Here is a 13,977-nt window from a genome sequence, read left to right as displayed (position 1 = left end):
AGGGGAGCAGTAGGATGGTTTACGAAAAAAGTGAAAGATATAAAATGTTAGGAAATAAGAACTTCATCCAAAGTGCTGGATTAGGATTGGGAGAGTTGCTTCTATGAAATATGGAGAAAAAGGGTGGTCACTGGTTAAGGAAGCTAATCCGGTTGTAGAGATTAATACCGGGAAAATCAAAGGGTTTAATCGGAATGGGAATGGTGTTTTTTTAGGGATTCCCTATGGTGACAACTGCGATGGAGAATACCGCTTCAAAGAGCCCCGTCCCGCTCTTCAATGGGACGGTATATGGGATTGCACGCGTTACGGTCCTATTGCAATGCAAGAGCAGGGGTCACTTGAAGGAGTACCGGAACCAGTGAGAAAAATACTGCTGGATTATGGGAATCATTTTACCGGAGGTATTCCATTTGACAAGAGTAAAGAATATTGCGATGAGAATTGCTTAGTACTGAACGTGGTAACTCCTGGAGTTGATGAGAAAAAACGGCCGGTCATGGTTTATATTCATGGCGGTGGTTATACATCCGGCTCGGGTGCAGTAACCGCAGCCATTTGTGATTCGTTGGTGGATGAAGAAGACGTAGTGATTGTGACCGTTAATCATAGATTAAATATTTTTGGCGGACTGTATCTTGGAGAGTTTGATGAGGCATACGCTAATTCTGGACTTGTAGGGCAGTTAGACCTGGTTATGGCTCTGCAGTGGGTCAAGAACAATGTTCAAAAGTTTGGCGGTGATCCAGCTAATGTTACTTTAATTGGTGAATCCGGCGGCGGAATAAAAATCGGACACCTGATGGCGATGCCTGCTGCAAAAGGCCTGTTTTCAAAAGCAATTAATATTAGCGGATCCATTCCGATCGGAGCCAAAACAAAAGAACAAGGGACGGCAGAAACCTTGAAAGTTTTGGAACAATTGGGGATTGCAAAAGAGGACTGGAGAAAGCTTCTGGAATTACCTGCAGAAACGATAACGGATAGTCTTCGAGGGTTAAGGTTGATACAGGAAGACACTACTCCTTTTTATCCAACACCGGATGGGGTACATATTCCATTTAATGTTGAACGTGAGTATAAAGCCTATGCTGTTTCAGCAGAGGTGCCGCTTCTGGTAGGTGCTTCAGAGGAAGAACTGCATATGGACTTATTAAAGAATCCGAAGATGACTTGGGAAGATGCAAGAACAGAACTGCTTAATCAAGAATTTGCGGAGGTGCAATCCTTAAAAGGCCTGTCAGAAAGTAATGTAGACACGCTAATCCAGACCTTCCGGAATGCGTGCAACGACCAAAAACGTCCATGGCAGATTTTAGTGCAAATTGTTTCCATGCGTCATTTTCTAGGAGGGGGAGCCTATAAATCGGCCATTGCAAAAGCAGGGCAAAAGACTGCGCCGGTATGGCATTATATGACGACCTATGATACTCCGATACCTGGCATGGAAGGTTTGGCTTGTGCGTGGCATACAGCTGAATTACCATTGATTTTTCGTGCTGTTTATCATGAAGAAGCTGAGAAGCTTTCACGGCTCTTGGCGCATTCCTTTGCTTCTTTTGTCCGGACCGGTTCTCCGGAAACGGATGAGCTGGATTGGCCTGAATTCACCGTGGAAGATAAGAAAACAATGTTATTTGACGAGAAATGTACCTGGAAATATGATCCCTTTAAAACTATTCACGATATTCTGGCACTCTTTTAAGTAGACAATATTATTTAGGGAGGATAGTTATGAGGAAATATGATGAATCGGATCTTAAACACTTGCAGGATAATTATGAAACTGTTGAGTTAAACGGAGTTACTATCCAGGTCAAAAAGATTCCCGGCGAAGAGCGGGAGGGTTATATGGATCCATGGGTAATTGAAACCATTAATCCGGCAGCACTTACCCGGGCTGATGGAGCTATTACAGAGAACACAAACGCAACACTGGATGCAATGATGAGCCAAATGAGTCCAGAGCAATTTTTGGTTGCCCTTCGTAATGTGATGGAAGGTTCGGCTTCTGATTCTACTTTCAAGGAAGAGTTATTTGAACGCGATATCGACGTACAACTGGAGGAGCTGATGCTTCACGGAAACCGGGTAGGACTCTGGCGTTACAATGTACCTGGTGATGAAAGCGGATTGCGCCCCTCCTTCATTCATATTCACGGCGGAGGCTGGTTTGCGGGCCATCCCAGAGGGAACGATAATTTCTTGAGATACATTGCCGAAAAAGCGGATGCAGTAGTATTTGATATTGATTATTCCCTGTCACCGGAGTTCCAGTATCCAAATGGCCTGAATGATTGCTATAACGTCTTGAAGCACATTCACGAACATTCAGAAGTTTATGGTGTTGATAAGAACAGGATCGCTGTAGGAGGCGGAAGTGCGGGCGGCAATTATACCACTGCACTCGCGCTCCGGGCCCGGGACGAAGGTCTTCCCTTGATTGCATTGCAAATTCCGATGGTTCCTGCAGTTCTTTTAGCAAAGGATGGAACCGCCGCTGGCTATACATGGGATCCGTCTCAATTTACTGTTGCACCTGAGACACAAAGGTTCGTCCCTGAGATTAAGGACCCCCAACATGATCCGCATATGGATATCATGATAGCTGGTTATCTGGGAGATGCCGATCCATCAGATCCGTATGCGTCACCCATGCTGGCAGGAAATTTTACGGGCCTGCCGCCGGCTCTGATCATCACCAGCGAATTTGACGCACTTCGCCTTCAAGGTGAATTTTATGGCAGCCAGCTGGCCAAGGCGAATGTTCCTGTGCGGATTATCCGTTATAAAGGTCAGACCCATAGCAGTGTTGGCAACAGTACATTCGGCATTGTTCCACAGAGTGAGGATTGCGCCGTCGAAATCGTCAAAGCGATTCGCGAGCTTTGATTCAAAATGCATGTTTGGATTCCATTATTGGAAAGTATTTGTATGGATGGGAGCGTTATCAGGAAAAGTGAGAGTGTAGTTAGAGCGGAATGACTAACTCTATTTTAGAGCCAATTATGAACACGCTTTTTTGTATTGGAGAATAACTTTAAAGGAGCGAAGCTTATGTTGGATAATAATATTGAAGCATATAAAAAGTATCTGCAAGAGCATCAGTTACCAGTATTGGAGGGTGTACCAGATCCAGGAAAGTGGTATAGAGTCCCGGTTCCAGGAGCTACTTGTGCAGGAGGATCTCCTTACTGGGGATATCTGAGAAAAGGAACAGAGTCAGGCCTCATTGTGTTCTTCCTAGGTGGAGGCGTATCACTTAATGCATATACGGCAGCGCGGCCAACACGGCTAAGTGTACCGGGTGAGAATTTTTATTTTGACGAGAATTCATTACCGTTTAACGATGCGGCATTTGACCGGGGAATATTTGATGATGCGCCGGAGAATCCTTTCCGGAACTGGAGCTGCATCTTTGTCAGCTATGCTACAGGTGATTTTCATGTGGGAAATGGCGATTATCACTATACAGCACCGGACGGATCTCCAGCTGTGCTGCATCATCATGGCTACACCAATTACAGCGGGCTTATGGAGCAAGCAGTAAAGCATCTTTCAACACCAGCAAAACTGCTAATTACCGGCACAAGCGGGGGCGCCTTCGGTGCTTCAGCTCTGGCCTCAGACGTCATGAGTTATTTTCCTAATTGCCGTGATGTAACTGTCTGCCCTGACAGTGCTTTGCTTCTTTATGACCAATGGAATACAATAGCCCAAAATGTCTGGCAGTCGAACGAAAAAATTTGGAAGCAGCTTCAGGGTCCAAATATTACTCTTGATTGGCTGCGCGCCCTCTATGCCGAGAAGGGGGATGGTGTACGGTATCTATATGTTAATTCCATTAGAGATAGTGCTTTCGCAATGTATCAACACTATATTGATCGTGGCACTATGGAAATTACGAGGGAACACTGCCTGAAATTCCAGAAGGATCTCAAAGAGATGGTTGATACGCTGAAGAATGAGATCCCCGGCATTAGTTTTTTTCTGTTCGAGAACCCGACTGAGAATTTACAACCAGAGTTAATGGGGACAATGCATACGCTGATCCACGATCCCGAATTTTCCCGTCCAGTCAAAGGCGGCATCAGCCTGCGGGATTGGCTGTGGAGTGCCGTGAATGATACGGTTTCCGATGTAGGTATGGAACTTCTTGACGCATAAATAATTTTTACGCCACCATACTTTTTAATAAAAGGAGAATGACGTTATTGGAATTATACCCCTATGAATTGGAGCACATCGATACCTTACGGAATCATGCATCAGAATGTATGGTTCTGTTGAAGACAAATGGCGATTTCCCACTTAGAAATACTGGTGAGATCGCCCTGTACGGCAGTGGCTCGCGCCAGACGATCAAAGGCGGTACCGGATCAGGTGACGTGAATTCTAGGTTCTATGTCACAGTGGAGCAAGGCTTGGAGAATGCTGGTTTTACTATAACCACCAAGGACTGGATTGATCGTTATGATCGTGTGCAGAAGCAGGCTCATCAGGAGTTTGTTGCTGGCATCAAGTCCAAGGCTCAGGCCACCGGCGTTCCAGCGATTATGCTGGGCATGGGCGCGGTGATGCCGGAACCGGAATACGAACTGCCGTTTGAGGGAGCGGGCGATACGGCGATTTACGTGCTTTCGCGCATTTCAGGGGAAGGATCGGATCGCAATGCTGTAGACGGTGATTTGAAGCTGACCCAGACTGAGATTCGTGACATTTTAAATCTTGCAAAAACCTACAGTCACTTTATGCTGGTGCTAAATGTGGGCGGTGTGGTCGACCTGACACCGGTGTTAGAGGTGCCCAATATCCTGATTTTGTCCCAGTTGGGCGTGGTTACCGGCGATGCGCTCGCGGATGTGCTTCTCGGCCAAAGCTATCCCTCCGGCAAGCTGACTGCAACCTGGTCTGCCTGGGATGATTATTCCCAGATTGGAGATTTCGGCCAAGAGGACGATACCCGCTACCGCGAGGGCGTATATGTCGGCTACCGCTATTTTGACAGCGCAGCCAAAACACCGCTTTTCCCCTTTGGTTACGGTCTGGGCTATACGCAATTCCGTATTGTTGAGTCAGTTGTCTCATTGGACGGCAGCCATGTCAATGTGACCGTAACTGTTAAAAACATGGGTTCTACTTCTGGTAAGGAGGTAGTTCAACTGTACGTCTCGGTTCCTTCAGGCAAACTGGACCAGCCATTCCAGACGCTCGCGGCCTTTGCCAAGACCGAAGAGCTGGCTGCAGCGCAGTCTCAGCAGGTTACCTTGAGCTTTGCAATGGAAGAGTTGTCCTCATTCGACACAGAGCGGGCGGTTGATGTGCTGGAAGCGGGTGATTATCTGCTGCGTGTAGGAAACAGCAGCCGGGACACCCGTATTTGCGGCATCATTCGGATGGACCAAGAGTTAATTATACGGCAGCTGTCCCACGCAGGCGGCACGCCGGATTTCGACGACTGGAAGCCGGAAGCGCAGCAATGGACTTATGCCGGGGAAGCCGATGAAAGAGCCAATGCTCCGGTATTGGTTCTTAGTGCAAATGCTTTTGCCGCAGTGTTGAAGCCTGTTGTGCCGGAAATCGACTCTGCTGTACGGGATCTGGTCGAAGGCTTATCAGACAGTGAATTGGCCTGGCTCTGTGTAGGGCATTATCGCTCCGGCAACGAGAGCGGCAGTGTCATCGGCAATGCAGCCTTTGCGGTAGCAGGTGCGGCTGGGGAGACCACCACGCGGCTGAAAGAAAAGGGCGTTCCTTCTCTTGTCATGTCAGATGGTCCGGCCGGTCTGCGGCTCAGCCGTCAGTACGGTGTGGATGAATCGGGCGTTTATGCCGTAGGAGATTCAATTCCGTCGGCACTTCTTGATTATATGGATGATACGGTGATGGAGGCTCTCGGATTGCAAAAATCGGGCGAAGCGGAGCGTAGTGGCAGGATTTTCGACCAGTATTGTACCGCATTGCCTATCGGTACGGCTCTAGCTCAAAGCTGGAATCTGGATTTCTGCCGAGCCTGCGGTGATATCGTAGGTGATGAGATGAAGCGCTTTGGTGTGCATCTGTGGCTTGCTCCGGCATTTAACATACACCGTAGTCCACTATGCGGCCGGAATTATGAATATTTCTCCGAAGACCCGCTTATCAGTGGCAGAGTGGCTGCAGCCATTACGCTGGGTGTGCAGCGTCATCCCGGCTGTGGTGTAACAATTAAGCACTACGTAGCTAACAATCAGGAAACTAACCGTTTCCGCTCCAACAGTGTCGTTAGCGAGCGAGCTCTGCGGGACATCTATATGCGCGGGTTCAAAATCTGCATCGAAGAATCACAGCCCCACACCTTAATGACCTCCTACAATTTACTCAACGGGGTTCACACCTCTGAGCGTAAAGACATTATCGACGGTGTTTTACGCGAGGAATGGGGCTTTGACGGGATAGTGATTTCGGACTGGGTCGTTGGCGGTGTTCAACATGGGGTTAAAAAGTATCCTTACGCTACGGCAGCAAAGAGCATTAAGGCTGGCAACGATGTGATGATGCCCGGCGGCGAAATGGATTACACGGATGTGTTGACGGCCCTTGCTGGCACCAATAAAGCTGTCATGCTGACACGTAAGGAAGTTCAGGATTGTGCCTCACGCATTATCCGTATAGCGCTCCGATTGACGGAAGCCCAAACAGAGCCATCTATCATTAATGGAATGGGAGTCTGAATGATATGAAAGTACATGAATTGATTTTGAATGAAACACGAAATGTTAAGTTTTCGGCTTGGATTCAAGATGTAGGCGGCGAATTTGGCAAGTTGGAGAAGCGCCCAGCCATTCTGATTCTGCCTGGCGGTGGATATAGCTTCTGCTCTGACCGGGAAGCAGAGGTTGTCGCTGCTCCTTATATGAAGGCCGGATTTCAAGCCTTCATTCTTCGTTATTCTACGGGAGAGCACAAGGATTGGCCCAATCCACTTAATGATTACGAGCAGGCTATGGAGCTGATCCTTAGCAAGGCGGATGAATGGCATGTGCAGACGGACAAGATCGCGGTTCTCGGATTTTCGGCTGGCGGACATCTGGCCGCTTGTGCAGCCACTAAAGGCAAGCACCGGCCTAATGCGGCGATCCTCGGTTACGCGGCTCTATCACAAGAAACAGCAGATATGTGCCAGCCGGGAATGCCTTCGCCGATTAATGATGTCGACAAAGATACCTGTCCCTTTTTCCTGTTCGCCACTCGGGATGACAGTATTGTGCCAGTGCAGGATACGGTAGACTTTGAAAAGGCGCTGCTTGACAATGGAATTATGTTTGAGTCTCATATCTATGCCTATGGTATGCATGGATTTAGCACCGGTGAAAGCTACTTGAATCCTAATAAAAATTGCAATCGTGTCTCGCATTGGGTACAGGACAGCATCGAATGGCTGAAAGATGTGTTCGGCACACTGCAGGCGGACGGCCTCGGTGCCCCTGCTTGTTCTGGTAAAGTTAGCGGAGACTGGGATGAGATGTTGTCTGCAGACTGCACCATGGCCCATTTGCGGAAGCAGCCGGTTGAAGTGCAGCAGCTGCTGACCGAGGTCATTGCGGTTCTGGACGCGATTGTAGCGCAGAAAACGGGAAAAGGGTTGAATATGACCCCGTTTTTCAAGAATATCAAGCTTAGGGATTTGATGACAATGATCGGCCAGCCGGAAAGTGCCATTGAACAGATAGATGCAGCGCTCCAGCAGCGCTCCAACGTGCGCTGATCTGCTGCAAACAGAAAGAATTTTATATTAGCCCAAAAGGAGCGCTGGTGCATGTTTGGACATATTGAAAAACTTCTTTTAAAGCATCAGTTACCGGTGTTAAAGTGAGAGCCGGAGGCAGGACAATGGTACGGGCTTCCGGTTCCTGGAGCAATTAGTGCAGAAGGCTTGCCTTACTTGGGCGTCTGTACTGGCTGCGATCCCTATATGCCTAAAGGGAAACGATGCCCGTTATCTTTATGTGTGCTCCATCAGGGATGGTACGTTAGCCATGTATCAACAACATTAAATTGATCAAGGTTCGTTGGAGCTGACTCGGGAGCAGAGTCTGCTATTTGAGAGGGATCTTAAGGAAATGGTCGATGCGATGGAAACCCAGATCCCCAGTATGGGCATCTACCTACTAGACACCCCAGATGCTGGTTCTGATCCGGATTTTCTGGCTACATAGCATACGTTTATTCTAGCCCCTAGGTTTTCCTAACCGGCAAAGAATAGCGTCAGCCACCAGAAGTGGATGTGGGGTTGCAGTGAATGGGAATGCTGCAAATCCATTACTCACGGCTTCGCATCAGGAACTTCACAATAAAGTTATGTATTCAAACAAGCAATGCCTCTTTCGAGGTGTTGTTTTTCATATCCATTCCAATTAAGCTAACAGCTCCATTAACAGATAATGATGTATATAGAACGCGTTTAAGAAACTGTCAAAGTCACTCCAATCGCCAAATCGGGTAAAGAATAGTAATAATTTACCCGAAGGCGGTGATGAACATGAGATACTAAGAAATCGAGCGGTTGAATGCAGTGATGAAACAAACCTCGGACAAACGACTCTATGAAAGGTACCTGGCCGTCCATCTTCGTCTGGAAGGACATACGTTTGAAGAGATCGGTAATCTGCTCAGTCGCGCGTCAAACCATCGGCCTCTGAACGCTCGTTGCGACAAGAAGGCAACCATGCTTAAGACCATTTGCCAAGGTAATGAGCGGCTCATATATATGTTGCAGAACTTAAAATGCGATACGAATGTTTGAATTCCTTTATATCATCGAATAATTGGGGGGACCTATAATTAAATAGATAAGCGCACAGGAGAGCGGTCATGATGCACTTTTAAATTACATGATTAACTTACTTGTGCGAAGAAAATGACTGTGTGATCCGGCGACAGCCGGATGCTCCATGACTAAGAAAAGAGGGAATTTTATGCCAATCGACGGAACATTTGAATTACTTGCTGGACTGCATGACGACAACCAGGCAGCTATGTCTTTTCTCCAGAAGCCTGTCTACAATCTTGACGAAATGGATCGCCGGGAGTCTATGATCTCCTTGGTCTATTCTGGCTGTTTCTGTATCAAGTCTTCCAAGCACATCGATCCCCAGCAACCCGGCATGGTTTATATCGACGGCAAGGCCACTGAAGCTCCATTGATCGAAAAGCCCACGGCGATGTTCGGGCAGTTGGTCGGTATCATTGTCCGGAAATACCTGCTTGAATACAACAAGGAACATGAAGTCCGCTATGCTGGTGCTTATGACACCGATGGTATAGAGATTTCGGAATTCATCTTCAAGCTTAAGACCCTGCCCCGGATCGAGCCCGGTGTCAAATACCCGGAGCATGACGCCATCGTGCTGCAGGCAGCCCGTGAAGGCGCAGTTTTGTTGAAGAACAATAATACGCTTCCCCTGTCATCAGGTAGCTGTGTGAACGTCTTCGGCGCTGCCGCAGTGGTCTTCCGGCTGGGCTGTCTGGGTGCTGGTAAAATTAATCCCCGTTACGGTATCCGGGTGAAGGAAGGTATTGAGAAGTACTCCTCCTTGAAGCTCAACCAGGAGCTGTATGATTTCTATACCGAAGAGAGGGATGTCTTTCCACCGGGGGATATGGTTACTCGAGCCAAGGACCTCAGTGGAACCGCTGTTGTTTTCATCACCCGCGGTAGCAGTGAAGCCCATGATGTTCCTATGGATAAGGGCGGTTATTACCTGACCGATCAAGAACGGGAGCTGATTCGAAAAGTCACTGCTACCTTTGGGAAAACGGTTGCAATTTTGAATGTGGCTCATCCCATTGAAACAAAATGGATTGAGGAATACGATGTAGACGCCGTCCTGCTGACTGGACTTTCCGGCATGGCTGGCGGCCGTGCCTTGGCCGAAATTCTCGATGGAACAGTCAATCCCTCCGGCAAGCTGCCTAACACCTGGGCCTACGACTACCACGATTATCCGAGTGCTCCGAACTTCCTGACCAAAGATCAGATCGCAAAGAAATCCGTAGGAGCCCCAATTCAATACGCCACCACGGTGTATGAAGAAGGGTTGTATGTCGGGTACCGCTACTTCGATACCTTCCAAAAACCCGCTGCCTACCTGTTCGGTCATGGTCTCAGTTATACGACTTTTGATACCAAACTGAAGTCAGCCGCCAAAACGGATGCCTGCGGTACGCAGATGGACATTGAAGTTACAAATACCGGCACCAGAGCAGGCAAGGAAGTCGTTATGCTTTATGCCCACTTTGAAGGCGGAGAACTGGAGCAACCGGACAAGCGTTTGGTGGCCTTCGCCAAGACTAAGGAATTGCTCCCTGGCGAGGCTCAGATTCTCTGCCTAGAGGTCAGTGAGAAGCGACTGAAATCCTACAGCGAAGCTGAGGCAGCGTGGATCATCGAACCGGGAAGAATAAGTTTTCTTCTTGGCGGAGCCCCCAATAGGACAACGCTGGTCTGGTCAGTGGACGTTGCAGACAAGATCATAGTATCCCAGGTCAAGAACAGAATAGCACCTCCCTTCCCAATCAAGGAGCTGTCCGCCAAAAACTCTAACGGGACCTATCCTCAAGGCGAAATGACCAAAGTGTATACGGCGGAGGAGAGCGGGGGGAGCTTCCTTTCAAAAATAGCCGTGCCGCTGTTGGTGGCGATGGTGATGTTCCTATCGAGCATACTGTGGAACGTCTGATCCGTTTCCCCGAGCTGGTGAAAGATCCTGTGCTGGTAGAACAGTTTGTGGCCCAGATGACCGACTACGAGTTAGCCCGCTTGAGTATTGGCGGCCAAACCGGCTGGGGCATCGAGGATAACGGCTATGCGGGAACTCTTTTCAATGAAGAAGCCCTGGACAAATATGAGATACCGGACTATTTCTTTGCCGACGGAAACAATGGTCTCAACATGTTCGAGGTCAACATTGGCTTCCCAGTCTCCACTACGGTATGCGCCAGCTTCAACGAGGAGCTATCTTATGCCGAGGGTGCCGCCATTGCCCGGGAAGCCAAAGACATGAATCTGCATTGTCTGCTGGCTCCGGCTCTCAACCTGCAGCGTAATCCACTCTGTGGACGGCATACGGAGTACTTCAGTGAAGATCCGTTCCTCGCCGGTCGTATGGCTGGCCAGGAGAGCCGTGGATTTGAAGAATCCGGTATCTCCAGCTGCATGAAACATTTCTTCGCCAACAACGCCGAGACTATGCGTAACACCAACCACAGCATTATGAGTGAACGTACTGCCAGGGAGTTGTATCTGGCTGCATTTGAAACCGCTTTTGAAGTAAATAAACCGGACACGGTGATGACCGGCTACAACGCGGCAAACGGTGCCTACTGCTCAAATGACGAGGAGCTGCTCCGCGGCATCCTGCGGGAGGAATTTGGCTTTACGGGTTATGTCATGACAGACTGGAACGGCTATGGCGATGAAGGGATGGCAGCCCCACTTGCCGCAGGAGTAAGTTGGTTGGCACCGGGAAGTCCTGATGACACCCTGGTTACGCCAATCGAAGCAGCACTGAAGTCCGGTGATCTATCTCGGGCCCGGGTGCAGAAGAACCTGGTTGATCTAATCAAGGTCGTTCTCAAGTATCGAGAGGCATGACAGATCTGTCGGTATAAAAATTTGCAATATCTGTGTTCTTCAATGATTCTGAGTGAATAGAACCGTTAGGATGCGAGTCTTGAACTTATATATAGTTAAGAAAATTAAGGTCATTTCGTTAAATAATGAGCGGATAGGTTCTCGGGTAGATGAGAACCTATTTTGTGTGCTTGACCGCACAGCGAGTAAGCAGATGAAGATTAGGATTATCCCAGCCAATGATATAAAAGAAGATTGCAATAATGAAGTTTCGAAAAGTTCAAACTCTGGCAGGTCTGGTGGAGGGAATACCTTGCGGAAATCCGACTTACACAGTATTTAAAGGGATCCCTTATGCCCAATTGGAGCAGGTTTATGATCGAAAAGGGCAATGAATTAGCCAAGTAACCAAACTTCCCTGATCACATGGATGGCATGTCCAAACGGACAAAATAGAAAGGCAGTAGATGATCTTGATTGTGATACAATCCAGATCATCTACTGCCTTATCCTTTGGAACTCTATATAGTTTCATCAACTTGACAATGGGAGACTATTCCTCTGGTTGGCTGCTTTTATCCCAGATCAGCTCAGTGCGAATTCCACCTAGCTTACTCTGAGCAATATTTAAGCTCGCTTTGGAGCCTAGCTGAATAAGCATTCGTTGCCGTATGTTCCATAAGGCGCAGCCCATTGTCTCATCCAGCGGTTGTTCAATACGGTGCAGCAGGCTCTGGATCTCTTCCGGCTGCATGCCTCTCCCGTCGTCTTCTACAACCAAAGAGTACCGGTCTCCAACGTCAGTACCGGATATGTGGATAAGCCCGGCACTTTGCTTCTTCTCAATTCCGTGAATTACGCTGTTCTCTACCAACGGTTGAATAAGCAGCTTGGGAACAAGCAAGGACATCATGGATTCCGGAATATTGATTTGCGTATGCAGGCGGTTGATTCGCAAACTCTGGATATTAAGATAATTACGGACAACGCCAATTTCTTTTTCAAGGGTGGTAAGCGGATCGTTAATCCGCGTTGTATACCTGAAATATTCAGCCAGGTTCTGGGTCATGGCATTCACAGCTTCGTCATTTCCCATACGGTTCATATTGTTGATAAAGAACAGGCAATTATATAAAAAATGCGGGTTAATTTGAGCCTGCAGTTGTTTAACCAATGCTTCTCTTGAAATGATTTTTTCTTTGTATACATTTTCAATCAAGTCTTCGATTTGCTGTGCCATATGGTTGAAATTGTGATAAAGAATAGCAAACTCAGCATTGGACGTTCTGCTGATCCGGTGCGAGAAGTCGCCCTTTTGTAGATGACGGACACCTTTCAGCAAGGTGAGAATGGGGACTTGTACTTTCCGGTAGAAAAAAATGACCGTTACCATTCCGGACAAAAATAACAGAACACAGGTGATGTAAAAGAAGACTTGTGTCCTTACAATGGGTTGGAGCGCTTTGTCCAGAGGAACATAATCCACCATGTACCAACCTAATGTTTCCGCTTTCAAAAAACTGACCATATAATCTATATTACCGGCTGTTATTAACTCGGTTCCTTCGTTTTTATCCCGCATCTTTGGTGACATTTTGGAGACCAGTTCCTGGACTTGAGTGGTATGAAAGGAACGGTTTGCTATGATGATGGAATCAGAGTAATAAAAAAAGGGATCATTATTTTCTAACTTGGCCGAGTCTAGCATATTTTCCAAATTAGCCTTAGGAAAGGTTACCCGAACCGTAAACTGATCATATTTCCTGTACATGGAGAATAACTTTTGTGACCTATCCAATATCCATTGCCCTTCTGCCAAGTCAGCTGGTGGGGGTGACTGGTTTTGAGATGAACCTACCCATTTGTTCAGCAGGGTTGAGTAAATGTCAATTTGGACATTCCAGCCCTGTGTAAAGCTTTGCAGTTTCATTTTGTCCGAGAGATCAAGCATAAGCTGATCCTGATCGTAATTATCCATCAGGTCCACAGATTTCAGCAGCCCCATTTTGGAGTCCGCATTTAGAGCAACAGACAGCATGTCAAGCTGCTCAACATTGTAATCTAAGGAATTGACCAAGATACGCAGTCGGTTCAGGTTGTTCGTTTCAATATCCTTTTTCACAGTGCTTAAACTAGTCTCCACGGTGTAAGAATACATCATCAAGACAACTATCGTTGAAAATAAAATAATAATTACCGCGCTGAGAAAGGTTCGATATTGCTTTAACATGACAACAATCCTTTGCAAAGAGGTAACCCCATTATATGAATTTGTGCTTCTAGTGGCAATGCGTATCACTTGGAATATGAACATAACTTTGGAATGCGATATTGATGTTTAAATTCCGCTATCACGCCTGTTT

8 protein-coding genes are annotated in these 13,977 nt (G+C 47.4%); 7 read left to right on the top strand and 1 reads right to left on the bottom strand.

The window, feature by feature from the left end; genetic code table 11:
- Positions 1–103 precede the first annotated feature (103 nt).
- The 7 genes from JI735_RS33420 to JI735_RS33390 all read left to right on the top strand — a co-directional run bounded on the left by JI735_RS33420 (position 104) and on the right by JI735_RS33390 (position 11,635).
- Entirely contained in the window at positions 104–1,705 is a 1,602-nt protein-coding gene (locus JI735_RS33420) for a carboxylesterase/lipase family protein (protein ID WP_202676877.1), read from the top strand.
- A gap of 29 nt (positions 1,706–1,734) precedes the next feature.
- Positions 1,735–2,892 (top strand): alpha/beta hydrolase, encoded by a 1,158-nt coding sequence (locus JI735_RS33415; RefSeq protein WP_039832159.1) that lies wholly within the window; start codon positions 1,735–1,737, stop codon positions 2,890–2,892.
- 165 nt (positions 2,893–3,057) lie between these two features.
- Positions 3,058–4,167, top strand: coding sequence for a pectin acetylesterase-family hydrolase (locus JI735_RS33410; RefSeq protein WP_051051306.1), 1,110 nt, complete (start codon positions 3,058–3,060; stop codon positions 4,165–4,167).
- A 119-nt stretch (positions 4,168–4,286) separates the two neighbouring features.
- Positions 4,287–6,713: a glycoside hydrolase family 3 N-terminal domain-containing protein gene (locus JI735_RS33405; protein WP_233476190.1), complete on the top strand. Its 2,427-nt coding sequence runs from the start codon at positions 4,287–4,289 to the stop codon at positions 6,711–6,713.
- Positions 6,714–6,718: 5 nt separating this feature from the next.
- The gene (locus JI735_RS33400) at positions 6,719–7,747 is read left to right on the top strand and encodes an alpha/beta hydrolase (protein WP_202676875.1); all 1,029 of its coding nucleotides are present in this window, start codon (positions 6,719–6,721) and stop codon (positions 7,745–7,747) included.
- A 1,186-nt stretch (positions 7,748–8,933) separates the two neighbouring features.
- Entirely contained in the window at positions 8,934–10,721 is a 1,788-nt protein-coding gene (locus JI735_RS33395) for a glycoside hydrolase family 3 C-terminal domain-containing protein (RefSeq protein ID WP_202676874.1), read from the top strand.
- Positions 10,709–11,635, top strand: a complete 927-nt coding sequence (locus JI735_RS33390; RefSeq protein ID WP_202676873.1) for a glycoside hydrolase family 3 protein — start codon at positions 10,709–10,711, stop codon at positions 11,633–11,635. Before JI735_RS33395 ends, JI735_RS33390 begins: the two co-directional genes overlap by 13 nt.
- Before the next feature lie 532 nt (positions 11,636–12,167).
- Here JI735_RS33390 and JI735_RS33385 read toward each other — a convergent pair.
- Positions 12,168–13,844, bottom strand: a complete 1,677-nt coding sequence (locus JI735_RS33385) for a sensor histidine kinase (RefSeq protein ID WP_167330760.1) — start codon at positions 13,842–13,844, stop codon at positions 12,168–12,170.
- Positions 13,845–13,977 lie beyond the last annotated feature (133 nt).

The organism is Paenibacillus sonchi (assembly GCF_016772475.1).
GTDB classification, from domain to species: Bacteria; Bacillota; Bacilli; order Paenibacillales; family Paenibacillaceae; genus Paenibacillus_AQ; species Paenibacillus_AQ sonchi.
This window is presented reverse-complemented; position numbering and strand designations above follow the sequence as displayed.

What these genes read in the sequence shown, in the direction of transcription:
- JI735_RS33395 (WP_202676874.1), top strand. Translation starts at nt 8,934, where the DNA reads ATGACTAAGAAAAGAGGGAATTTTATGCCAATCGACGGAACATTTGAA.
- JI735_RS33415 (WP_039832159.1), top strand. Translation starts at nt 1,735, where the DNA reads ATGAGGAAATATGATGAATCGGATCTTAAACACTTGCAGGATAATTAT.
- JI735_RS33420 (WP_202676877.1), top strand. Translation starts at nt 104, where the DNA reads ATGAAATATGGAGAAAAAGGGTGGTCACTGGTTAAGGAAGCTAATCCG.
- JI735_RS33410 (WP_051051306.1), top strand. Translation starts at nt 3,058, where the DNA reads ATGTTGGATAATAATATTGAAGCATATAAAAAGTATCTGCAAGAGCAT.
- JI735_RS33400 (WP_202676875.1), top strand. Translation starts at nt 6,719, where the DNA reads ATGAAAGTACATGAATTGATTTTGAATGAAACACGAAATGTTAAGTTT.
- JI735_RS33385 (WP_167330760.1), bottom strand. Translation starts at nt 13,844, where the DNA reads ATGTTAAAGCAATATCGAACCTTTCTCAGCGCGGTAATTATTATTTTA.